This is a genomic window from Haloferax volcanii DS2 (assembly GCF_000025685.1).
Classification (GTDB): domain Archaea; phylum Halobacteriota; class Halobacteria; order Halobacteriales; family Haloferacaceae; genus Haloferax; species Haloferax volcanii.
The window spans coordinates 381,519-404,796 of the sequence record NC_013964.1 but is presented as its reverse complement, the minus strand read 5'-3'; the positions used below and the strand labels follow the sequence as shown (position 1 = coordinate 404,796).

Annotated in this window: 21 protein-coding genes and 1 pseudogene; 14 read left to right on the top strand and 8 right to left on the bottom strand. The window is 67.7% G+C overall.

What is annotated here, in order from left to right:
• Window positions 1-4: 4 nt before the first annotated feature.
• Together HVO_RS01685 and HVO_RS01680 are read right to left on the bottom strand one after the other, a co-directional pair.
• A complete protein-coding gene (locus HVO_RS01685; RefSeq protein ID WP_004041192.1) occupies window positions 5-1,954 on the bottom strand; it encodes a hypothetical protein in 1,950 nt (649 codons plus the stop codon).
• 214 nt (window positions 1,955-2,168) lie between these two features.
• Window positions 2,169-3,107: a dihydrodipicolinate synthase family protein gene (locus tag HVO_RS01680; RefSeq protein ID WP_004041193.1), complete on the bottom strand. Its 939-nt coding sequence runs from the start codon at window positions 3,105-3,107 to the stop codon at window positions 2,169-2,171.
• Window positions 3,108-3,221: 114 nt separating this feature from the next.
• Here HVO_RS01680 and HVO_RS01675 point away from each other — a divergent pair, with 114 nt between their 5' ends.
• From HVO_RS01675 to HVO_RS01650, 6 genes are all read left to right on the top strand, one after another.
• Entirely contained in the window at window positions 3,222-4,274 is a 1,053-nt protein-coding gene (locus HVO_RS01675) for a Gfo/Idh/MocA family protein (protein ID WP_004041194.1), read from the top strand.
• Window positions 4,275-4,366: 92 nt separating this feature from the next.
• Complete coding sequence (locus tag HVO_RS01670) at window positions 4,367-5,608, top strand: mandelate racemase/muconate lactonizing enzyme family protein (protein WP_004041195.1); 1,242 nt, start codon at window positions 4,367-4,369, stop codon at window positions 5,606-5,608.
• A 98-nt stretch (window positions 5,609-5,706) separates the two neighbouring features.
• Window positions 5,707-6,843 carry a mandelate racemase/muconate lactonizing enzyme family protein gene (locus HVO_RS01665; RefSeq protein ID WP_004041196.1) on the top strand — a complete coding sequence of 379 codons (1,137 nt, stop codon included), beginning with the start codon at window positions 5,707-5,709 and terminating at the stop codon, window positions 6,841-6,843.
• 123 nt (window positions 6,844-6,966) lie between these two features.
• Window positions 6,967-7,416: a universal stress protein gene (locus HVO_RS01660; RefSeq protein WP_004041197.1), complete on the top strand. Its 450-nt coding sequence runs from the start codon at window positions 6,967-6,969 to the stop codon at window positions 7,414-7,416.
• A gap of 63 nt (window positions 7,417-7,479) precedes the next feature.
• Entirely contained in the window at window positions 7,480-8,913 is a 1,434-nt protein-coding gene (locus HVO_RS01655) for a family 4 glycosyl hydrolase (RefSeq protein ID WP_004041198.1), read from the top strand.
• A gap of 82 nt (window positions 8,914-8,995) precedes the next feature.
• Entirely contained in the window at window positions 8,996-10,078 is a 1,083-nt protein-coding gene (locus HVO_RS01650) for an LLM class flavin-dependent oxidoreductase (protein WP_004041199.1), read from the top strand.
• 56 nt (window positions 10,079-10,134) lie between these two features.
• Here the strand turns inward: HVO_RS01650 and HVO_RS01645 are convergent, their stop codons facing one another.
• The 3 genes from HVO_RS01645 to HVO_RS01635 form a co-directional block, all read right to left on the bottom strand.
• A complete protein-coding gene (locus HVO_RS01645; RefSeq protein WP_004041200.1) occupies window positions 10,135-10,380 on the bottom strand; it encodes a hypothetical protein in 246 nt (81 codons plus the stop codon).
• A 60-nt stretch (window positions 10,381-10,440) separates the two neighbouring features.
• Window positions 10,441-11,094 (bottom strand): ThuA domain-containing protein, encoded by a 654-nt coding sequence (locus tag HVO_RS01640; protein WP_004041201.1) that lies wholly within the window; start codon window positions 11,092-11,094, stop codon window positions 10,441-10,443.
• A gap of 93 nt (window positions 11,095-11,187) precedes the next feature.
• Entirely contained in the window at window positions 11,188-11,871 is a 684-nt protein-coding gene (locus HVO_RS01635) for a carbohydrate-binding family 9-like protein (RefSeq protein WP_004041202.1), read from the bottom strand.
• 86 nt (window positions 11,872-11,957) lie between these two features.
• On the opposite strand from HVO_RS01635, the gene HVO_RS01630 reads away from it, so the two are divergent.
• The 7 genes and pseudogenes from HVO_RS01630 (at window position 11,958) to HVO_RS01600 (ending at window position 18,040) form a co-directional block, all read left to right on the top strand.
• Window positions 11,958-13,148 (top strand): UxaA family hydrolase, encoded by a 1,191-nt coding sequence (locus HVO_RS01630; RefSeq protein WP_004041203.1) that lies wholly within the window; start codon window positions 11,958-11,960, stop codon window positions 13,146-13,148.
• On the top strand, window positions 13,145-13,453 hold the full coding sequence (locus HVO_RS01625; protein ID WP_004041204.1) for a UxaA family hydrolase: 309 nt from the start codon (window positions 13,145-13,147) through the stop codon (window positions 13,451-13,453). Before HVO_RS01630 ends, HVO_RS01625 begins: the two co-directional genes overlap by 4 nt.
• A gap of 111 nt (window positions 13,454-13,564) precedes the next feature.
• Window positions 13,565-13,675, top strand: a pseudogene (locus HVO_RS21165) (UxaA family hydrolase); the annotation flags it as partial.
• Complete coding sequence (locus HVO_RS21160; protein WP_309139227.1) at window positions 13,661-14,341, top strand: UxaA family hydrolase; 681 nt, start codon at window positions 13,661-13,663, stop codon at window positions 14,339-14,341. The pseudogene HVO_RS21165 and the gene HVO_RS21160, both read left to right, overlap by 15 nt.
• A gap of 150 nt (window positions 14,342-14,491) precedes the next feature.
• On the top strand, window positions 14,492-15,676 hold the full coding sequence (locus HVO_RS01610; RefSeq protein WP_081442863.1) for an MFS transporter: 1,185 nt from the start codon (window positions 14,492-14,494) through the stop codon (window positions 15,674-15,676).
• A 132-nt stretch (window positions 15,677-15,808) separates the two neighbouring features.
• Window positions 15,809-16,843: a Gfo/Idh/MocA family protein gene (locus HVO_RS01605; protein WP_004041208.1), complete on the top strand. Its 1,035-nt coding sequence runs from the start codon at window positions 15,809-15,811 to the stop codon at window positions 16,841-16,843.
• A 78-nt stretch (window positions 16,844-16,921) separates the two neighbouring features.
• Complete coding sequence (locus tag HVO_RS01600; protein WP_004041209.1) at window positions 16,922-18,040, top strand: Gfo/Idh/MocA family protein; 1,119 nt, start codon at window positions 16,922-16,924, stop codon at window positions 18,038-18,040.
• A gap of 137 nt (window positions 18,041-18,177) precedes the next feature.
• Here HVO_RS01600 and HVO_RS01595 read toward each other — a convergent pair whose 3' ends face one another.
• Both HVO_RS01595 and HVO_RS01590 read right to left on the bottom strand, forming a co-directional pair.
• On the bottom strand, window positions 18,178-19,293 hold the full coding sequence (locus HVO_RS01595) for an ABC transporter ATP-binding protein (RefSeq protein WP_004041210.1): 1,116 nt from the start codon (window positions 19,291-19,293) through the stop codon (window positions 18,178-18,180).
• Window positions 19,290-20,351, bottom strand: coding sequence for an ABC transporter ATP-binding protein (locus tag HVO_RS01590; protein WP_004041211.1), 1,062 nt, complete (start codon window positions 20,349-20,351; stop codon window positions 19,290-19,292). Before HVO_RS01590 ends, HVO_RS01595 begins: the two co-directional genes overlap by 4 nt.
• A gap of 215 nt (window positions 20,352-20,566) precedes the next feature.
• Between HVO_RS01590 and HVO_RS01585 the strand changes: the two genes are divergently transcribed.
• Window positions 20,567-20,785 carry a hypothetical protein gene (locus HVO_RS01585; RefSeq protein WP_004041212.1) on the top strand — a complete coding sequence of 73 codons (219 nt, stop codon included), beginning with the start codon at window positions 20,567-20,569 and terminating at the stop codon, window positions 20,783-20,785.
• Window positions 20,786-21,018: 233 nt separating this feature from the next.
• Here HVO_RS01585 and HVO_RS01580 read toward each other — a convergent pair whose 3' ends face one another.
• A complete protein-coding gene (locus HVO_RS01580; protein WP_004041213.1) occupies window positions 21,019-23,145 on the bottom strand; it encodes an ABC transporter permease subunit in 2,127 nt (708 codons plus the stop codon).
• Window positions 23,146-23,278 lie beyond the last annotated feature (133 nt).

Sequence of the window (23,278 nt, the reverse complement as noted above, 5' to 3'; positions counted from 1 at the left end):
TCGCTTACGGCTCCGTCTCCGACCACGGGTGGTCGTAACTCGGGTCGTCGACGAAGCGGTCGAGGCCGGCGCGAATCGACATCCGGCTTCCGGCGGGGAGTCGGACCCGGAGCGCGTCCGCGCTGTTGTCCTCCCCGTCGCTCGCGCTGTCGGAGTCGTCCGCGCCGTCGTCGACACCGCGCTCCGCCCCGTCGGTCTCGACCGCGGTGAACCGGTGTTCGCCGTACGCGCCGGCTTGGACGACGACCTCCTCCCGCCTCGCGCCGGTGTTGACGAGCGTCAGTTCGAGGCCGTCGCTCGTCACCGACTCCACGAGCGCGGCGACGCCGGACGGGAGCCCCGGCCGCTCTCTTCGGGCGTCGAAGTGGCGCACTTGGGCTATCACGAGGCCGCCGTAGTAGACCGGCTGTGGCGCGCCCATCGTGAGTTGGAGGAGCGCCTTGTGGAACGCCGGGTTCCGGTCCCTGAGGTAGTCCTCGTCCACGGTCGTCGGTTCGTTCCCCTCGGCGTCGAACAGCCGCAGTCGCTCGTCGACGTGCTCGCGCGTCGCGCCGAGGATTCGGTCCGGGTAGTCCGGGAACTCCCCGTCCAGGTAGGCGAGCCACGCGTACTCGTGGCCGTCGCCGTGTTTCGTCTTCGCCCGCGGGTCGACGCGTCGCCAGTCCTGTTTCTCCCAGTCGCGGAGCCGACGAATCCGGTCTCGGTCCTCGTCGCGCATCGACATATACCAGAGGTGGACCGCGTAGGGGTCGTCCGTGTGCGGCTGGAACTCGTACCAGCCGTCCCGCCACAGTACCTCCCCGTCGTCCTCCGTGAGGACGCCCGACGCGTCGTAGTGGTAGTCGCCCTCGCCGCCGTACTTGTGCGGGATGTAGAGCGTGCTGTGTACGTCGTCCTCGGCGACTTCGATGCCGTTCTCCATGAGGATGTCGAGCTGCGACCGCGGGAAGTCGAGATACTCTCTGTCGCCTTCGAGCAGGACCGCGTTCTCGGCGGCGACCGTCGGCCCGATGCCGACGTAGTGCCACCCGCCCCACGACCAACCGTAGTAGCCGCCGTACCACGAGCCGTCGGTGTACTCACCGATTTCGCCGGAGCGCCCGACGTTGTCGGGGATGATGCCGCCGTTCTCGGCCGTCCGCTCCCGCCACGCGCCGAGGTAGTCGGTCACCCACTCGCGGTAGCGTTCCTCTCCGGTGTGGAGGTAGGCGTTCGTCATCAGGCTCGTGATGTTGAGGTTCAGCGGGATGTCGTCCTTCGCGCAGCGCTCGTTCAACACCTCGAACAGGCGCTCTTCGTTCGCCGGGTCGAGGAGGTCCGCGGCCTCGTCGAACTCCAAGTCCCGCCACGGGAGGCCGTGTCTGGCCCAGCGGTAGTCCGCGCCGTAGGGGTGGTGTTCGTAGGCGGAGAAGTCGCAGAACTCCGGGCCCATGCTCCCGTTCATCGGCCCGCGAACCACCCGCTCGTCGGCGTCGTAGTTTCCCGTCTCCGAGTCGGCGGTGTAGAGCTCCGCGAACTTCTTCGCCCGGTCGACGACCGCCTCGTCGTCGGGCGCGGCGAGGCCCATGCTGTACGTGTAGAGATTGCCCTCCCCGAGGTGGAACCAGTCGCGGCACTGTTCGAACTCGTCGACGACCATCGGATGGCCGAACGGCGTCTCCGTCGCCGCGCCGCGTTCCAACGCGGACTCGTACACGCGACGGGCGTGGTCAAGCAGGCGTTCGTCGCCGCCCATCGCGTACACGAGCGGCCAGTTGTAGAACCCCTCGACCACGTCGTCGAAGCCGTCGACGCCCACGTGGTCGTCTGGCGGCCAGAACGGCTCCCCGTCGGGGCCGGTGTAGTTGGCGACGAACCGGTCGACCGCGTCGGCGGTCAGGTCGAACAGCGCTCTTTGTTTGTGCGCCCACGTCGGCGGCCGAGTCGCCTCGGCGGTCGCTTCGAACTCGCGCATGCCAACATACCCCGCGTCTCGGGTGATGAATATTTGGGTCGCGCGAGATACTGGTAGCTGTCCGGTCCGGCCCGCGGTGCGCAGGCCGGCCGTCTCGTCGCTGAACCGTCGGTTCAGTCGTCACTCTCCGCGCCGATACCGCGACGCGACTCGACCCCGTCCGTGGCCGTCGCTCTCGCCGCTGTCGGTCGTCGGCGTCTTCTGTCGTCCCCACTCAGTCGATGAGACGTTCGATGTCGTCGTCGAGTTGGTCGTACAGTTCCTCGGCGCGGCGCTCGTCGTCGGCCGACAGCGACCGAATCGGCTCGCGGACTGCCCCGCCGCGCAGGCCGGCCAGTTCGAGCCCCTTCTTCACCGCTGGGACGCTGATAGCGCCGTCGAGGCTGTTGTTCTGCCCGGTCTGGTCGCGGAAGTTCTGGTAGGGCAGACAGATGTTTCGAAGCTCGCGGGCGCGCCCCCAGTTCTCCTCGGTGAGCGCCTCGAACAGCGCGAGGCCGACTTCCGGGCGGAAGTTGCTCACGCCCGCCGAGAACCCCTCGATGCCCTCGTTCCAAAACGAGACGGCGAAGGGCTCCGCGAGGCCGTCCACCCAGACCACGTCGTCGCCGGTGGTGCTGGCGGCCGCGCCGAGTTTTACGGCGTCTTCGATGGCGTACTTGATGCCGACCACGCCGTCGAGTCCCGCGAGGTCACGGAGATAGTTGATTGACGGGTTAAACCCCTTCACGTACGGCACCAGCGGGGCCGTCGAGGCCTCGGCTAGTTTCTCGTAGTAGCGAAGCAGGCCGCGCTCGTGGACGTAGGTGTGGTCCGGCGGCATTATCATCATCCCGTCGACGCCGATGCGGTCGTAGGCGTCGATGAGTTCGCGCGCGCTCGCCGTGCTCCCGCCGACGCCGGCGAGGACGCACACGTCTGACGGGAGCGCGTCGACCGCCGTCGCCGTCACATCGACGCGTTCCTGCCGGGTCAGCGAGTGGTACTCGCTGATGTTCGCCGACGCGAGGAACGTGCGGATTCCCCCGTCGTAGAGCGTCGTCGCGTTCGCTGCCAGTTCGTCGTGTTCGATGTCGAGGTCGTCGTCGAACGGGGTGAGGAGCCCGGCGGCGACGCCGCGCAGGTGCTCGCGCACACCGCTCTCTGCGAGTGGCATACCCGAACCACCGGGCACTCGCGCATAAAATCTTCGGACAGGGGGGTCGCGCGCGGCGTCGCGCGCCCGATGACCGTCACAACAGTTATCTGCCCTATCTCTGTAATCGCATCCATGCCGCGTCAGACAGACCCGTCTCCAATCGCCGTCGGCGTCGTCGGCCTCGGTAGCCTCGGTCGTCGGCTCTGCCAACAGTTCGTCGAACTCCCCCGGTCGGACCTCGTCGCCATCTCCGACGTGGACCCCGACGGCCTCACCGAGGTCGGTGACTCCTTCGACGTTCCCGAGGCGCACCGCTACCGGTCGTTCGAGGCGTTCCTCGACTCGGCCCCGATGGACGCCGTCGCCGTCGCGACGCCCAACGGCCTCCACTACGAACAGACCTCGGCCGTGTTGGACCGCGGCCTGCACGTCCTCTGCGAGAAGCCGCTCGCGACCGACGCCGAGGAGGCCTACGAACTCACGACCCGCGCCGAGGCGAGCGACCAAACCGTGATGGTCGGCTACCAGCGACACTTCAATCCGGCCTACAAGCGCGCCCGCGACGAGTGGGCCGACGGCGACCGCGTCCCGCGCTTTATCACCGGCGAGGTGACTCACGACTGGCAGTCCTACTACGAGAAGGAAGACGACTGGCGGATGAACCCCGAACTGAGCGGCGGCGGTCACCTCCTGAACGTCGGCACGCACGTCATCGACGCCATCCTCTGGACGACCGGACTCACCCCGACCCACGTCAACGCCTACGTCGACTTCCACGACGACGAGCAGGTGTTCGACCGCCAGTCCTCCATCATCATCGAGTTCGAGGAGGGCGCGGTGGCGAACGTCTCCGACACGGGCGTCGTCGCGCGGACCCGCGAGCACGTCCACATCTGGGACGACGAGGGCGCGATATACCTCGAAGGCCACGAGTGGGACGACCGCACCGGCTACGTCATCGACGACGAGGGGACCGAACACCACCCCTACGACGGCTACGAGCGGTGGCTGAGCAAGGGAACCGCGTTCCTCGACGCCATCGAGACCGGCGAGACGCCGCCCGCGACCGCCCGCGACGGCCTCAAGGCGGTGCTCATCACCATGGCGGCCTACGAGTCGGGCCGGCGCAACGAGCGCGTCGCCCTCGACGACCTCTACCCGTTCGCCGCCGACGTCTTCCAGTAGCGCGCCGCCTTTCTCTCCCGGTTGTCTCCGCTCCCTCCCCGAGTCCCGCTTGCGAGGCGGAGTTTTATCGTGATGGCCGAGTCTGTTGAGATATGCGAATCGCGACTATCAGCGGCTACGCTCTCTCGTCACCCATCGAACCGCCGCAGGACCGCCCCTTCCACGGTGGCACCCGTCGCCTCCTCAAACGCGACGTGGTGCTCGTCGTCGTCGAATCGGCCGACGGCACCCGCGGCATCGCCACCGCGGGAGCGAGCAGTTCCGCGATGCGGGAGTACTTCGAGGGCGACTCGCAGGGGACCTTCGCGGACGTGGTAAACGGTGCGGTCGCCGACGCGCTCGAAGGCGAGCCAATCGAGGAAGTCGAAGACGCCCACGCGATACTCCGCGACACCGACCTGCCCGACCGACTCCGCCACGAGGCTATTTCGGCGCTCGACGTGGCGCTGTACGACATCCGCGGGAAGCAGGTCGGCGCGCCCATCTACGAACTGCTCGCCGACGACTACGGCACCGACCCGACGACGGAGATGCCCCTGTACGCGAGCGCCGGGATGTACATGGAACCCGAGGGCTACGCCGAGCAGGCGGCGACCATCCGCGACCTCGGCTTCTTCGGCTACAAGTACCGACCGGGCATCGGCCCCGACGGGGACCGCCGGACCATCGAACTGCTCTCTGATGTCGCGGGCGAGATGGAAGTGATGCTCGACGTGCACACGTGGTGGAAGATTCGCGGCGGCTACGACCGCGAGACGGTCGAGGACCTCGTCACCTTCGCCGCCGAGCGGGACTGCTACTGGGTCGAAGAGCCGGTCTCGCCGGACGACCACGCGGGCTACGTCGACCTCGCGGCGACGGGCGCGCCGCTGGCCGGCGGCGAGAGCGAACCGACGCCAGACGGACTCGTCGCGCTCGGTGAGACGGGTGCGGTGGCCTTCCTCCAGGGCGACGTTCGCCACCACTGCGGTTACACCGGCTGTCGCCCCGCGGTCGAGTCCTGCGTCGGCCGCGACGTGGAGTTCGTCCCGCACAACTTCGGGACGTGGGTCGGCCTGCTCGCCAACGCGCACCTCGTCGCGGCCGCGCCCGAGGTGTCGCTCCTCGAATACCCGGTCTTCGAGGACGACCCGCTCCTCGACGCCGAGACCGACCCCGGAATGTACCCCTTCGACCTCGCGTTCGACATCATCGAGGGCCAACCCGCCGTCGAGGACGGCGTCCTCTCGCTGTCCGACGAGCCGGGACTGGGAATCGAAGTGAACTTCGACGCGCTCGACGACTACCCGTTCCGCGACGGGCCGTGGACCGAGTTCCACTACGACGAGGATTGAGTCGACGGTTCGAAGCGACTCGCCGCCTTCGTCCCGTCTGTCTCGCCGCGTTCGCCGTCTGCACAAGCTATAATGCGTCTCTCCGTGGTACACTTTTCATGCACGTAACCGACATCGAAGTCATCCCGATATCGCACCGCCTGCCCGACGGGCAGGGTCTCGGCGACGCGCGCGGGTTCGGCCACGACAGGGCGACGACGCTCATCCGCGTCGACACCGACACCGGCGAGGTCGGCTGGGGCGAGGCGTTCGCCCCGGGAAGCGTTATCGCGCCCGTCGTCGACGAGTTCTTCCGCGACGACGTGGTCGGCATGGACCCCTTCGACGTGCGACGGCTCGCCGAGGAGTCGTACACCGACCCGTACCACTTCGGCGGGAGCGTCTTCGTCCAGAGCGCCCTCAGCGGCATCGACGTGGCTCTCTGGGACCTCGTCGGCAAGGCGACCGGCAAGCCCGTCCACCGGCTCCTCGGCGGGACGCCCCGCGAGACGCTCACGGCCTACGCCTCGACGATGTACTTCACCGAGGCGGACCGCGACATCGCCGCGCCGATTCGAGACGCCGTCGACGAGGGCTTCTCGGCGGCCAAGATAAAAATCGGCACCGGCACGGACTCCGACGTGGAGCGGGTTCGAACCGCCCGCCAACTCCTCGGCGACGACGCGCGACTGATGGTCGACATCAACGGGAACTACCGGCCGCGACAGGCGATCCGAACCGCGAAGGCCATCGAGGAGTTCGACATCACGTGGATGGAAGAACCGGTCCCGCCGGAGAACCTCTCGGGCTACCGCGAGGTCAAACGCGGCGTCGACGTGCCGCTGGCGGCCGGCGAGGCGCACTACGGCCGCTTCGAGTTCAAGCGTCTCGTGGACGACCGGACGGTCGACGTGGCCCAGCCCAATCTCGGTCGGTGCGGCGGGCTCTCGGAGGCGAGTCGCATCGCCGACCTCGCCAGCACGGAGAACGTGGCGGTCCGGCCGCACGTCTGGAACAGCGCTGTCGGCCTCGCCGCGGCGGTCCAGTTCGCGGCCTCGGTCTCGGACTACCCGCACACGCGGCACGTCCCGGACCCGATGCTGGTCGAGTTCGACCGGAGCGAGAACCCGCTCCGCGACGAGATTCTCAAGTCGCCGTTCGACCCGACCGGCGGCGAAGTGGACGTGCCACAGGCCCCCGGACTGGGCGTCGAAATCGACGAAGACGCGGTCGAGCGGTACCGCGCCGACAACTGAATCGGGCCGTTCGCCCGCTCGTCTCCTTCCTCACCGCGCCGCCGAACCGACCCCGCGCTGTTCCGACTCGCGGGATAGTTTTATGCGTCAAAGCACCGTGGTACCGGTATGCAGTCATCGTTAGTGGTAGTCGACAGTACGGACTCCAACGAGCGCCTCCTCGCCGAGGCGGGGCAAATCGCGGCCGGCACGGACACGCCGCTCGTACTCCTCACGCGGATCACCGAGGACGAAATCGTCGAGAACGCCGAGACGTTGCAGGCGATGAGCGACGCCGCCAACACGCCGCTGGAGTCGAACTCCGCGCGGGAGGTCGCCACCCGATTCGCGTCGCAGGCAGCGGACGAGGCGTTCGAGTCGGTGGACGGAACCGTCGAGTACGACGCCGTCACCGTCGTGGCCGAGGAGGGCGAGTTCGCGGACGAGGTGATTCGCGTCGCCGCCGAGCGCGGTTGTGACCACGTCTACGTCGCCGGCCGACAGCGCTCGCCGACCGGAAAGGCGCTGTTCGGGGACACCGCACAGCGCGTCGTCCTCAACTTCGACGGACCGGTCACCATCCTGACCGAGTGACGGAGCATCCGGACCCCCCGAAACGACAGCTATTTGCGACCCTGATTCGTCATATGTTATCACATGTATCAGCTGTCGGAGCAGGCGGAGCCTGTACCGTCGGGTTCGTCCCGAACCATCGACATCGGCTACATCGGCGGCGGGAGTCAGGGGTGGGCCCACACGCTCATCAACGACCTCGCGCAGTGTCCTGACCTCGCGGGGAGCGTCACGCTGTACGACGTGAACTACGAGATGGCGTCGAAGAACGCCCTCCTCGGCAACCGCGTGATGGACCGCGAGGAGGCGGCCGGTGACTGGTCGTTCGAGGCGACCCGGAGCATGGACAAGGCGCTCGACGGGGCCGACTTCGTCATCTGTTCGATTCAGGACCCGCCGGGCGAGACGTTCGTCCACGACATCGACGTGCCACAGGAGTACGGCATCTATCAGACGGTCGCCGACACCGTCGGTCCCGGCGGGGCGATTCGGGCGCTGCGTGCGATTCCGCAGTACCGCGACATCGCCGCGACGGTCCGCGAGCGCTGCCCGGACGCGTGGGTTATCAACTACACCAACCCGATGACGGTCTGCACGCGGGCGCTCTACGAGGAGTTCCCCGACATCAACGCCATCGGGCTCTGCCACGAGGTGTTCAAGACGCAGGAGCTGTTTGCCGACATGGCGGAGCGCTACATCGACGAGGCCGAGGACGTCGCCCGCGACGAGGTTCGAGTGAACGTCAAGGGCGTCAACCACTTCACGTGGGTCGACGAGGCGCGGTGGCGCGACCGCGACGTGTTCCAGTACCTCGACGAGGAACTCGACCGCCGGAAGCCGCTTTTCGACCGCGAGTCGGGCGACCTCGACGCCGAGTCCTACTGGGTGAACAACGAGGAAGTCGCGCTCGACCTCTACGACCGCTTCGGCGTCCTCGGCGCGGCGGGCGACCGTCACCTCGTGGAGTTCGTCCCGTGGTATCTGAGCATCGACGAGCCGGCGGAAATCCAGCGCTACGGCATCCGGCTCACGCCGAGTTCGGCCCGCGTCTCCGACGACGAGGGTCCGGACGAGATGGAGCGCTACCTCGAAGGCGACGCGGCGTTCGAGTTCCGCGAGTCCGGCGAGGAGGCGGTCGACATCATGCGGGCGCTCTCCGGCGAGGGGACGTTCGTCACGCACCTCAACTACCCCAACGAGGGGCAGGTCGACGGTCTCCCCGAGGGCGCGGTGGTGGAGACGAACGCGCTCCTCTCCGGCGACGACGTGACGCCCCTCTGTGCGGGCGGCCTGCCCGACGAGGTCGAGAGCATGGTGCAAACCCACGTCACGAATCAGGAGACGCTCGTCCGCGCGGGCTTCGAGGGCGACCTCGACCTCGCGTTTCAGGCGTTCCTCAACGAACCGCTCGTCACCGTCTCGCGCGACGAGGCACAGGAGTTGTTCGCGAAACTCGTCGAACTAGAGCGGGAGTACTTCACGGACTACGACCTCGACGCGTCGGTCCTGCGGGCGTAAGTCGGCGTTTCGACCCCCCGAACACGTCACTTCCCCGCTTTCGGGGGCAGCTATTTATCCCGCCGTTCAGTCGGTACACGCGATGTCGAGCGCCAATAGCCGCGGTTTGAGCCTCGGCTGTCAAGTTGTCAGCTACGGAAACGTCGAGAAAACCATCGAGCGAGCGGTCCGAGCCGAGACGGCCGGGTTCGACACCGTCACCGTTCCGGACCACCTGTTTCACCCGACCGGCTCCGAGGAGTATCTGGTGGACCCGCCGTGGGAGGCGTTCTCCGTCCTCGGGGCGATAGCCCAGCGCACCGAGGAGGTGACCCTCATGCCCGGCGTCGCGGACTCGGTGCGCCGCCACCCGACCGAACTCGCGCACGTCACGGCCACGCTCGACCGGATGACGGACGGCCGCGCCGGTCTCGGTATCGGGGCCGGCGAGGCGTTCAACTTCGCGCCGATTTCGGACATCGACTGGGACGACCCGTACACCCGGTTCAGGGAGTGTGTCGCCGTCATCGACGGCCTGTGGAACTCGACGACTGACGAGCCGTTCTCGTTCGCGGGCGACTACTTCGACCTCGACGAGGCACACATGGGGCTGAATCCCGCACAGGAGCCGCGCCCGCCGCTCTGGATAGGCGGTTACGGCGAGAGCATGCGCGGTCTGACGGGCGCGGTCGCCGACGGCTGGTTCCCGTGGATTTACTCGCCCGACGAGTACGCGGCCGACCTTCGGAAAGTCCTCGACGTGGCCGCGGACCGAGGCCGCGACCCCGACGCCATCGACCGCGCGGTGATGGTTCCGACCACGGTCTCCGAGGACGGCGACGAGGCTCGCGCGGCCGGCATCGAGCGCAACCGCGTGAACCTCGCGCTCCGACCGCCGCTCCTCGCCGACATGGGCTACGAGGACATCGCGGAGTCGACGCCCATCATGTGGCAGATGGCGTTCGACGAGGAACAGGAGCGTCAGTTGTCGGCGGCGGCCGAGCGCATCCCGGACGGGGCCGTCGACGATATCTGCGTCGCCGGCGACCCCGAGCGCGTCATCGAGCGAATCGAGGCGTTCCGCGACGCGGGCGTCGACAACCTCGTTCTCATCCCCGTCGGCGACTACGAGGAGACGATGCGGCACTACGAAAACGAGATTATTCCGTACTTCAGCGAGCGGTAGCGCGGCGGGACGAGTCGGAGCGTCGGTCGCCGACACCGGCTGATGCGGTTAGTCGGTCACTCCTGTGCGCCGTCGCTGACGCCGGGTTCCTGCTGGTTGTCGTCGTCGTCTCCTCTGCTCGCATCGATTCGCGGTTCTACCCCGAACCGGTAGTACGCCGTCCAGACGGCCGCTACGACGGCGACGATGGCGAACAGCGTCGGCGACCACACCATGCCGAACTGCTGGGCTAGCCACATTCCCGAGAGCATGACGCCGAGGACGAACACGAACACGGTCAGGTCGGCGGCTCGAAGGTTCATGCCCCGACGTTCGGAACCGACCGCGATAAACGTTCACGCGGTGACGCGCGAGCGCTCCGCTCAGTCGCGGACCAGCCAGCCGACGGCGTTGCGGAGCAGTCGCCGGTAGTCCTCGTTCTCGAAGGCCTCGGCGGTGTGGCCGAGCGACGCGTAACAGACTCGGCCCGAACCGTACTCGCGGACCCACGCGACCGGGTAGTCGGTGAGGTCGGGGTGGGCCATGCGCGCGAGCACGGTCACATCGTCGTCCACGTCGACCTGATACGGCTCGTCGAACACCTCGAAGCCGCCGACGCCGTCTGTCACGGCGTGGTCGGAGACGATTTCGACGCCGAACGTCGAGCGCTCGGGGTGAGTGAGGAAGTGACCGCCGAGGAGGTCGCGGAGGTCGGGAAACGGCTCGTCGCGTTTGTCGAGGCCGCCGTCGCCGTCGTGGACGTTGATGAGGTCGGCGGCGCAGTGGAGACCCAGATAGGCTCCGCCGTCGCGGACGAAACTGAGGAGACCGTCTAACTGCTCGGGTGTCAGGGTGGCGTCCGTCAGGTAGTCCACGACGAGGTCGTAGCCCGCGAGGTCGGCGAGGGCGTCTTTGTCGGTCGTCGCGGTCACCTCGGCGGCGTCGCCGATGGCGGACTCGATGTGCGGTCGCATCTCCTCGAAGTCGTGGAACGAGAAGGTCGTCTCTCCGATGACTAACGCGGACGGCTGCTGCATGGGCTGTCGTTCAGTTCCCGCGCGAAAAGTCGTTTCGGTGCCACCACGGCTTGCTCGGCACGACCGTCTGGGGCACCCGCCCGAGGCGACCGCTCACTCGAACTCGATGCGCCCGAAGTACGCCGGCGAGTGGTACGTCGGCTCCGGCAGTTCGATTCGGTTCCACGTCCCCTTCTGCGCGTCGGGCAGACCGCTCCGGTAGAAGTTCCCGCGCCAGACCGTCTCCGAGTCGAGTTCGAGCGGGAGGCCGGTCAACGACTGGAGCGTCGATCGCGGGAGCCGCGCCGCGAGCCACCACGCGTCGTCGTCCGGGGACGCGGTTTTCGTGGGGCCGGGGACGGACGTTTCCACCTCGACGGCCGCCGCGTCGGTCGCCGAGACGAGGTCGCGGCCGATGTCGCGCTCGCGCCAGTTCGGCTCCTGCCACGCGAGTTTGAACGTGCCGCAGCAGTTCGCCTCGAAGTTGCAGTACCGCCCCGGCGAGCCGTCGTCGGGCGGGGACGGCGTGGCGAACAGTTCGACCGAACTGTCCTCGAACGTCGGACCGTTCAACTCCGTCACGTCGGCGGTTATCTCGTCGTCTTCGACGTGGAACTGCAGGTAGAGCGCCTCCGCGTCGAACAGCGCCCTGACCGTCGTCTCCGGGCCGGGTTCGTCGCCCCACGCGTACTCGTCCAGTCGGGCGACGTTCGCCCGCTCCCACACCGTCCCGTCGACCGCGCCGGTCAGCGGGACCACCCTGTCCGCGTCGATGCGGCTGACCTCGTAGGTTCGCATACGTCTCACTCACTCGACCCGCCCGCAAGAGCGTTCCGCCCGCACCCGACGAAACCACTTTGTCGGGCGCTACCGAATCGCGTGGTATGAGACGAGAGTTCACCGGCTACCGCCGGGAGAGCGGCCGCATCGGGGTCAGAAACCACGTCGCCGTCCTTCCGACCTCGGTCGCGTCGTCCTGCGTCGCCCGCGGTATCGCGGCCGAGGCGGGGGCGTGGGCGCGCGCGACGCCGCACCAGATGGGAGCGAACCAACCGGACGAGGCGCGAGCGCAGACCGAGCGGGTGCTGGTCGGCGTCGGGCGCAACCCGAACGTCGGCGCGGCGCTCGTCGTCGAGTTCGGAACCGAGGACATCGACGCCGCCGACCTCGCGGACCGAATCGCCCGAGACGGCAAGCCGGTCGAGACGCTCTCGGTCCGCGAGGTCGGCGGGATGGCCGCGGCCCTCCAGCGCGGGCGCACCGCCCTCGACTCGCTGAACGAGGCGGCCGCGGACGCCCGCCACGAGTCGGCCGACGCGAGCGAACTCGTCGTCGGCGTCGAGTGCGGCGGGAGTGACGCCACCCCGGGCATCGCCGCCAACCCCGCCGTCGGCGACGCCTGCGACCGTCTCGTCGCGGCCGGGGGAACCGCCTCGTTCAGCGAGACGCCGGAGTTCATCGGCGCGGAACACGTCCTCGCGGAGCGATGCGTCGACGAGGAGACCCGCCGCCGACTGCTCGACCGCGTCGAGCGCCGCGAGGCGACCGCCGACCTGATAGGGGTCGACCTCCGGGGCGCACAGCCCTCGCCCGGCAATCAGGAGGGCGGCCTCACGACCATCGAGGAAAAGAGCCTCGGAGCCATCTCGAAGGGCGGGACGACCCCCGTGCGCGGCATCGTCGACTACGCCGAGCGCCTGCCGGTCGGCGGCGGCCTCGTCCTGATGGACACGCCGGGCTACGACGTGGAGAGCGTCGTCGGCAAGGTCGCCGGCGGCGCGCAGATTATCGTCTTCACCACCGGGCGCGGGAGCACCACCGGCAACCCCGTCGCGCCCGTGGTGAAGGTCACGGGAAATCCCCGGACGTGGGAGCGCATGCGGTCGAACATGGACGTGAACGCCGGGGCGGTGGTCGAGGGCGACGCGACGATTTCCGAGGCGGGCGAGCGCGTCTTCGACGAGGTGCTCGCCGTCGCCGACGGGAAGCGAACCGGGGCCGAGACGCGCCGGATGGAGGAGTTCGCCATCACGGAGGTCCACCCGCGCGAACTCGCGGAGGTGCGGGGCAAATGAAGGGCCGCGTCCTCGACGGGGCCGCCCTCGTGCTGGCCGACGGCGACAGCGTGGCGACGGCGCTCGGAGACCTCGACGACGGGCGCGAGGTCCGCGACGGAGACCGGACGGTGACGCTCGCGGACGACGTTCCGTTCGGCCACAAGTTCGCCCTCGACCCGCTGCCGGCCGGCGAGACGGTCCGCAAGTACGGTGAGGTCATCGGGCGGACCACGGCGGCTGTCGCGGCCGGTGAGTGGGTCCACACGCACAATTGCGAGAGCACCCGCGGCCGCGGCGACGTGGCGGCGGAGGTGGAGCGATGACCCGGAACCCACACCCGGACCGCCGCCGAGTCACCCCAGACTCGTTCGCGGGCCACCGCCGACCCGACCGAACGGACGCTCGTCGGCCTCGCCGGGAACCCGAACGTCGCGGGTACGGTCGTCGTCGGCCTCGGCTGCGAGACGGTCCGGAGCGACGTCGTCGCCGCGGCGGTCGAAGAACGCGGGCTTCCAGTCCGCGAACTCACGATACAGGACGCCGGGGGGACCGACGCTTGCGTCGACCGCGGCACGGCCGCCGTCGCCGACCTCCGGGAGTCGGCCGCCGCTCAGGGGACGGACGGGGCGACCGCGACAGCCGACGAACAGACGGCGACCCTCGGTGACCTCACGGTCGGCGTCGTCGTCGACGACCTCGCGGACTCGACCAGACGGCACGCCGACCGACTGCTCGACGCGGCGGGCCGCCCCGCGAGGGCGACGCGCATCGGAACGGAGGCGGCGGCCCGTGGATTCGACGCGGCGACGGGATTCCTCGGCAACGCGCCGGTCACGGGAGTCGCGGCGTACGGCCAACGAGTCGATGAAACGGACGCTGCCGATGCCGCCGCCGGCGCGGTGACGCTGCTCGACGCGCCCTCTCGGGTCGAGGAGGCCGCGACCGGCCTCGCCGCCGCGGGCGCGCACCTCGTCCTCCACGTCACGGGACAGGGGACGCCCGCCGGCCATCCCATCGTTCCGGTGGTGAAACTCTCGGGCGACGCGGACACGCTCGCGGCCGTCCCCGACGATATCGACCTCGACGCCCGCGAGACCGACGCGGACGACCTCGAAGCGTATCTTCTCGCCGTCGCCGACGGCGACCGGACGTGCGCCGAGCGACACGGACTCACGGAGTTCTCCATCGCCCGCGCCGGCCCGTCGACCTGACGGTCGCATCGAGTCTCGCGCCGCCGTCCTCGGCGCATCGCCTTCCGGCTCGCCAATCTTTATTGGGTGGTAGTGTCACACCGAGTCGTAGTGGTAGTCAATCAGCAGGCTCGACCAGCGAGTCGAGGGCAGCGGAGCGCACTCGCGCTCATCGGTATCTCTCGCGTCGCGTGTGGGTCGCTCTTCGGCACGGCGATGGCGCTCTACATCGGAGAACAGGGGTCGCCGTTCGCGGTGAGCCTCGCGTACGCGGCGTTCTCCTTCGGACTGTTCGTGTTCGCCCCGGTCTGGGGCGCAATCGCCGACATCACGGGTCGGCGGCGAGCGATACTCATCGGGACCGCGTTCCTCTCGACGCTCGCCATCGCCCCGCTGACCGTGACCGCCTCGGTCCCGCTCCAAATCGCCTGTCGTGGCCTCTTCGCGGTGTTCACCGCCGGCTTCCAGTCGGTGATTCTCACCATCGTGAGCGAGTCGGGCGGCGAGTCGGAGCGCGGACGTTCCATCGGTTTCTACAGTAGCGCCCGCTCTAGCGGGGCTATCAGCGGTCGGCTGTTCGTCGGCTATCTCGTCGGCCTGCTCGTGCCGACCGACCTCTATCTCGTCGTCGTCGGCCTCGGCCTCGTGGCGACGCTCCTCACGCTCCGCATCGCCGACCCGACGCCGCCGTCGGAAGAGACGCTGACCACGGGTCGACTCCTTGGGGAAGTCCGCGGGCGACTCCTCCCCGGCGGCGCGCGGCGGGAACTGTTCGAGCGGACCGGACTCGGCTGGCTGTACGTCGGTATCGTCCTCCGGAACATGACCGAGAAGGGCTTCATCTCGGTCGTTCCGGTGTTCCTCGTCGCCGACGTGGGGCTCTCGAACGTCGTCATGGGTGCCGTGCTCGCGGTCAGTCCCGCGGTCCGAGTCGTCTCGATGTACAGCTTCGGTCGCCTGAGCGACAGCATCGGCCGGAAGAAGCTCATCGTGGGCGGACTCGCCGGCAGCGGCGTGCAGGCGCTCGTCGTCGTGCTCGCGCTCGTCCCCGACGGGCAGCTCGCCCGCATCGGTATCAGCAGCACCGCCTTCGTCGTCCACGCGGTGACGTTCTCCATGCTCACCGTGGGCACTATCGCCTTCGTCGCCGACGTGGCCCCGGTCGACCGCGAGTCCGAACTGATGGGACTTCGCTCGACCGCCCGCGGTCTCGGCGGCGTTCTCGGACCGCTTCTCGTCGGCGTGCTCGCCACCCGGTTCGACTACGCCACGGCGTTCGTCTGCACCAGCGTCCTCGCGTTCGTCGCCGCCGGACTCGTCGGGCGGACGCTCACCGAGAGCTTCTCGCCCGAGTGAGGCCGCGCGACCGCACGACTGCGCGACCCCGACCCCCGCTCGTAAACGCTTATCACGCCGCCCGCTGACGTTCGAATCGATGACGCCTACAGTCACAGTCACAGCCACTCTCTCGTCCGACGGTGAGCGCCGATGACCGAGACGCCGGTTCGGGTCGGTATCGTCGGCTGTTCGAGCATGGGCCGGTCCCACGCCGAAGCGCTCGCCGCCGTCGACGGCGCGGACCTCGTCGGCTGCGCCGACCACACCGCGGAGACCGCTCGTTCGTTCGGTGAGACATACGGCTGTCCGTCGTACACCGACCACGCCGCCCTGTTAGCCGACGCCGACCTCGACGCCGTCTGCGTCTGCACGCCCAACGGTGCCCACCGCGACATCGTCGTCGACGCCGCGGCAGACGGCATCGACGTGCTCTGCGAGAAGCCGCTGGAAATCACGCCCGACCGTGTCGACGACATGGTCGCCGCCTGCCGCGACGCGGGCGTCACCCTCGCCTGTATCCTCCAACGGCGGCTGTTCCCCACGATGCAGTTCGCCCGCGAGATGGTCCGCGATGGCCGGCTCGGACGACTCGTGTTCGCCGACGTGCGGGTGAAGTGGCACCGCGACCGCTCGTACTACGACGTGTCTTCGTGGCACGGGAGCGCGGACCTCGACGGCGGCGTCTTGTTCACGCAGGCGCTCCACGGCATCGACCTGCTCCAGTGGGTCGCGGGCGACGTGTCACGGGTCGCGGGCACCGGCGACGCGCTGTACCACGACATCGACGCCCCCGACACGGCCGCGCTCTCCCTCCGATTCGAGGGCGGCGCGCTCGGGCAGGTGTCGGCGACGACGGCGACGCGGCCCCAACAGCCCATCAGCCTCGAATTCAACGGAACCGAGGGGACGCTTCGTGTCACTGAGACGGGCGTCGAACTGTTCGAAGTGAACGGGGAACAACAGCCCGTTGAACTCCCCGAACCCCGCCCCGACGGCCCGCACGTCGCCCAGATACGCGACTTCGTCGCGGCCGTTTCCGAGGGGCGACCGCCGATGGTCTCACCCGCTGCGGCCAGAAAAGGACTGGACATCGTCTTCGCCGCCGAGGTATCGGACAGCCGCGGCGAGTGGGTGTCGGTGTCGTCTATCGGCGGCCTCGGCAACCTCGAAGACGCGGACGACTGAGCGCGCTTCCCTGACCGACGACCCCTTCGCGCCCGCGCCCGGCAACAGCTATTTGGGCCTCTCCCGCGTCGCCCCGGTATGGAGCGCGTGACTCTCGGTATCATCGGTTGTGGAGCTATCAGCGATGTCTACTTCGAGGCGGGGAACCGCTTCGATGCCCTCGACATCGCCGCCTGCGCCGACCTCGACGCGGACCGCGCGGAGGCGAAGGCGGACGAGTACGGCGTGCCTCGCGTCCTCGCGACGGAGGACCTGCTCGCCGACCCCGTAATCGACGTGGCGGTCGTGCTCACGCCGGCGGGCACCCACGGCGACCTCGTGTCCGCTGCCCTCCGAGCGGGCAAGCACGCCTACACCGAAAAGCCGCTCGCGGCGACCAAGGCCGAAGGCGAGGCGATTCTGGAGACCGCCGACGAGCGCGGACTGACCGTCGGCGTCGCGCCCGACACCGTTCTCGGCACCGGAATCCAGACCTGTCGCGACCTCATCGACGAGGGCCGCATCGGCGACCCCGTCGGCGCGACGGCGTTCTGGTCGAACCACGGCCACGAGCACTGGCACCCGGACCCCGACGGCTTCTACGCGGAAGGCGGCGGTCCGCTTTTCGACATGGGGCCGTACTATCTCACGTCGCTCGTGACGCTCCTCGGCCCGATTCGGTCGGTCGCCGGGACCGCGAACACGCCGTTCGCAGAGCGCGAGATAACGAGTGAACCGCGCCGCGGCGAGCGGATTCCGGTGTCGGTGCCGACCCACGAGACGGCCGTCGTGACCTTCGAAAGCGGCGCGACGGGGACGCTCCTGACGAGCTTCGACGTGTGGGGGTCAGAACTACCGGGATTCGAGATATACGGCACCGAGGGGACGCTGAGCGTCACCGACCCCAACCGGTTCGACGGGACGCCCCGCGTCCACCTCAGCGACGACGGCGGCGAGTGGCGCGAGATTTCCGTCGAGCGCGACCACCCCGGCCAACAGCGCGGTCTCGGCCTCGTCGACCTCGCGTACTCGCTCGACTCCGACTGGGACCACCGGACCAGCGGCGACCTCGGGTTCCACGTCCTCGAAGCGATGGACGGCATCCGCGAGTCCGCCGAGGAGGGCGCGTACGTCGAACTTTCGGCGCAGTGCGAGCGTCCGCCGTCGGTCCCCAACGGCTTCCCGACTGACCTCGGCCCGGCGGGCGACGCGGAGTGAATTCGGGAGTGAACGCAGGAATCGGTGCGGGAGTGAAAACGGGCGTCAGTGCGGGAGCGAAAACAGGTGTCGGTGCCGGTACCGGTTTCGGTGTTGGCGACGGCGTCTGAACGACGGTCCGAATCGAGGTTTCTCTTTCAGTCGGCCGGCTGTTCCGCGTCGTCCGCGACGTCGATGTCGAGGTCGTCGGTGATTGGCTCGCTGTTCCGGTAGTCGATTCTGTCGTGCGCGTCGAAGCAGGCCGCCTCGTGGCGGTCCGACGGGCCGCTCATGCCGGAGAGGTCGGGCGTGTTCGACGTGCAGTACTCCCGCGCCTCGGGACAGCGGGTGTGGAACCGACAGCCGCTCGGCGGGTTCTCCGGGTCCGGGATGTCGATTTTCCTGACCGGCGGCGTCTCGATGGGGTCGTTTATCTCCGAGAGACCGGAGGTCGCCCACAGGAGGCTCTTGGTGTACGGGTGCTGGGGGTTCTTGATAATCTCGTCCGCCGGGCCGATTTCGACGATGCGGCCGAGGTACATGACGGCGATGCGGCCGTCGGCGCGACCGGCGAGGTACCGGGCGTTCGCCATGTTGTGCGAGATGAAAACGAACGAGGTGCTGAACATCTCCTGCAGTTCGAGGAGGAGGTCCATCAGGTTCACCCGCAGCGACACGTCGAGGGCGCTCACGGCCTCGTCGGCGAGGATGAGGTCGGGTTCGAGGAGCATCGACCGGACGATGACGGTCCGCTGGGCCTCCCCACCGCTCAGTTGGTGGGGGTACCGAGAGGCGTAGTCGTCTGCGGGCGTGAGCCCGACCGTGTCGAGCATCTGGTGGACGAGCTCCCGGCGCTCGACGAGGTTGAGTTCCGGCCGCCACTTCTTCAGCGCCGGGTTGAGGTTCTTGAATATCGTCCGGTTGGGGTCCAGCGAGTTCCCGGCGTCCTGGTGGACCATCTGGAGCGACTTCCGAATCTCCTTGTACGGGATGTCGCCGGGTTCGAGGTCGGACTTCCAGATGTCCTGTCCGCGGAAGCGGACCGTCCCCGAGGTGGGGCGCTGGAGGCCGATCATGGCCTTTCCGAGCGTCGTCTTGCCGCAGCCGGACTCGCCGACGAGCGCGACCACGTCGTTCTCGCCGATGTCGAGCGAGACGTTGTCGACGGCGCGGACGACGCCTTTGTCGTCACCGAGGAAGCGGTCGAGGATGCCTTGGTTGCCGCCGAAGTGGACGCTCAGGTCGTCGACGCGGAGCAGGGGGTCGGCGCTCATTTCGAGACCTCCTTCTTGAGGGGAATCGTCTCGCGGGCCTCGTCCGTGTAGAAGCATGCGGCCCCGTGGTCGTCGGACACCTCCATGAGGTCCGGGTTCGTCGCCCGGCACCGCTCGTCGGCGAGCGGGCATCGGGTGTGGTACGAACAGCCCTTCGGGACGTTCAACGGGTCCGGGCTCGTCCCCTCGATGGACGCCATCTCGTCGAGATCGGCGTCGATGTCGGGTATCGAGTTGAGGAGCTCCCGCGTGTAGGGGTGGGCGGGGTCCATGACGATGTCCTGCACCGGGCCGAGTTCCAGCAGTTCGAAGGCGTACATCACCGCGAGGCGGTCGGAGATGCGCGCGACGTGGCTCAGGTCGTGCGTCACGATGACGATGGTGAGGTCGTACTCGGCTTTCAGCTCCGAGAGGAGCTTCAGAATCGACTGCTGCATCAGGAGGTCGAGCGCGGCGGTCGGCTCGTCCATCACGAGCACGTCGGGGTCGAGGATGAGGCTCAGCGCGATGAGCGCGCGCTGTTTCATCCCGCCCGAAAGCTCGTGGGGGTATGCGTCGAGGACGCGGTCCGGTTCGAGGTGTACGTCGGAGATGAGCTGTCGGGCGCGTTCCATCCCCTCCTGAATGTCGTAGTCGTGCGCTCGGAGCGTCTCGACGAAGTGGTCACCGATGCTGAGCGTCGGGTTAAACGAATCGAGGGCCCCTTGGACCACCATCGAGACCCGTTCCCAGCGGAACCGACGGAGCTCCTCTTTGCTCAGCTCGTTGACCTTGATGGGCTCGCCCCCCTCCGGCGGGTTGAACACCACGTCGCCGGTGAGCGTCCCCGGGGAGTCGATGGCGTCGAGCATGGAGTCCGCCAGCATCGACTTGCCGGAGCCGGACTCGCCGACGACGCCGAGCACCTCGCCGCGGCGAACATTTATCGACACGTCGTCGAGGACCCGCGCGTCCCCGCGCTCCATCGCGAACGCGACGCTCGCGTTCGTTATCTCTAAGACGTTGTGCTCGGCAGATGGCTCGTCCCGCGTCTTCCGTTTGGTGTGTTGCGTCGCCATGGTCAGTCCCTCTCGTCGGTTCGTACGGCGGGCGAGCGACCCCGCCCGTTACGCGTGCCTATCGTCAACATGTGACCGTAGTAGGAATCTATCACGTTCAATACTACTTAATACTTTCCGACAGCGCAGTCCATGCGCGTCGATATCGGAGTCTTCGGGCGGTTCGGCTGCCGATACCGGCAAACTATAAGTTCGTCCGCGATGTCCGTGCTGACATGGCGCAAGCGCAAACGCGACAGAACGTGCTGTGGACAGTTCGCTCCAAAATCGGCGGTGTCACCTCGACGGTGGTTTTCCTCGGCGCGCTGTTGATTCTCTTCGGTGCCGCCCTTCAGACCGGCGTCTGGGCGGGAATGTTCGGAATAATCGGTGGATTGCTGGTGTTCGTCGCCGTCGCGTTCCGGGTACTGCTCTGGGCGTACCGACTGTTCTGATCACATCATGGTGAATCCGTAGTACACCCCGATGAGCAGGATTACGAGTATCACGAGGCCGAGCAGGTACCGCGTCGTATTTCCTTCTTTCTCCACTTTCATGGTTGAAGTCCGTTTCGTAGGTCGATAGCGCGTGTGTTAACCTTTTCCCTGAGACAGTGTGGCACGACCGTTCTCGGGTCGAGATAATCGAAAAAAGCAGCGACGCGAAACGGACCGGCTGGTCCGGTTGGTTAGTCCGCGGCCGATGCGGCACCGTCGCCGCCTTCCGAGCCGCCGCGACCGCCTTCCATGTCGTCGGTCGAGACGGTGGCCGCGTGCCGCGCGCGGAGGCGGGGGTTGAACAGTCGGTCCGTCCCCTGCGCGAACAGCTGGAGGCCGTACGTCATCGTGACGATGAACAGTGTCGGCGCGAGCAGCCAGTGGAAGCGGTCCATGCCGGACAGCGCGCCGCCGTTGCGGGCGATGTTGAGGACGACGCCCCAGTTGCTCGTCGTGAACGGCAGCACGCCGATGAAGTACAGGCCGACGGACTCCATCAGGATGTTCCGCATGGAGCCGACAGTCCCCATCGTCAGCATCGGCATGAGCCGGGACATGACGTTCTTCGAGAGGATGCTCGATGTTGGCAGTCCGAGCACCCGCGAGGCCTCGACGTGGGACTCACTGCGGATAGTGAGCACCTGCGAGCGGAGCTGTCGGGCCAACCGTGGCCAGTTGTCGATGGCCAGCACGACCCCGACGAACACCGGGCTCTTCGGTTCGAGAATCACGGCGAGGACGATGACCAGCGCCAGGCCGGGGATGTTCATCATCACGTCCGTCACCGTCATGAGCACCTTGTCGATGACGCCGCCGAGGTAGCCGGCCGTGACGCCGAGAAGGATGGCCAGGCTGAGCGTCACCGCCGCGCCCGACAGCATCATGATGAGCATCGGGCGGGTCGCGAGCACCTGCTGTGCGAGGAGGTCGCGCCCGATGTCGTCGGTGCCGAGCGGGTAGCGCACGTTCTCCAGCGGTTGCAGGAGAATCGGCCCCTGCATCGGGCTGACCTCGGGGACGAGGAACTGCCCGAACAGCCCGAGGAAGCCGAAGATACCGAGGATTATCGCGCCGACCCGCGCCCGCGGCGAGGTCCAGATGATGCGGAACGGGGTCAGGAGACTCTGGTCGATTCGCTCTCTGATGTACTCTCCGCGCGAGAAGTCGGAGCTATCGACGTCGAAGCTCATCGCGCCGCTGGCCGAGATGCGGTTCCCTTCGATGCGGTCGTCGATGGTTTCGGTCTCGTCTGCGCCGCCGCCCCGCAGGCGGTTGACGAACCGCTGGAGCGTTTCGCGGTACGACCGCGAGTAGGACTCGCGCTGGGTGTGCCCGGCGCGGGGGTCGATGAAGCCGTAGGTGAAGTCGGCGATGAGCAGGCCGATGACGGTGACGATGGTAAACAGGATGACTGCCGCCATGACCGTCGTGTAGTCCCGCGCCATCGTGGCTTCGTAGAAGTAGAAGCCCATGCCGCGGTAGCGGAATATCTGCTCCATAATGACCGACCCGCCGAACAGGCTGGCGAGGCCGGCCATGAGGCCGGTGTACATCGGCAGCATCGAGTTCCAACCGATGTACCGCAGTTGAATCCGGCTGTCGGGCAGTCCCCTGAGTTCCGCCACGTCGACGTAGTCCTCACCGATGATGCGGGTACAGTGCGCGCGGAACTCGAGGCCGCCCCACGAGGTCAGCGCGAACGACATGATGGGCAGCGCCGCGTGTCGCAGCACGCTGGCCATGAACTCGATGTTGAACCCGGGCGTGAGCGCGTTGTCGTACCGCCCCCCGTTGGGGAAGAACTCGGTACCGAATCCGAGCGTGAAAAGCAGTACGAGCCCGACGATGTAGTACGGGACGGCGTCGGAGAAGATGACGAAGTAACTCCCGACCACGTCCCAGGTGTCGCCCTCGTGGACGGCGAGGAAGCCGCCGATGAGAAACACCATGATGGTGCCGATGACGAGGGCGAAAAGCGAGACGAACATCGTCCACGGGATTGCCGGTCCGAGCACGTTCCAGACCGGGTCCGCGTAGAAGATAGACCGTCCGAAGTCCAGTTGCGCGACCGATACGATGTATTCGACGTACGCCTGCAGCATCGGCTTGTCCGGGTTGATGTTCGAGTACATCTCGACCATCTGGTTGAGGCGGGTCGACGAAACCGCCCCTCCGGACCGCTGTCTGATCTGCGCGGCGATGTAGTCCATCGGCCCGCCGGGAATGAGCCGAACCGTCACGAACGAGAACGTGATCGCCGCCCAGACCGTTATCAGGGCCTGCGCTATCCGGCGCACGTAGTAATTTTTCTCGACCATCCTTGCTAGTTCTTACCTCTCATGTGGGTACTTAATCATTATGAATAGGGCTACTTTCGTCCGCACTCGACCGAACCGACCTCGCCGTCGTCGCGTCCGGAGGCGGCGCGTTGCGCCTCCGGACGGGGAGTTC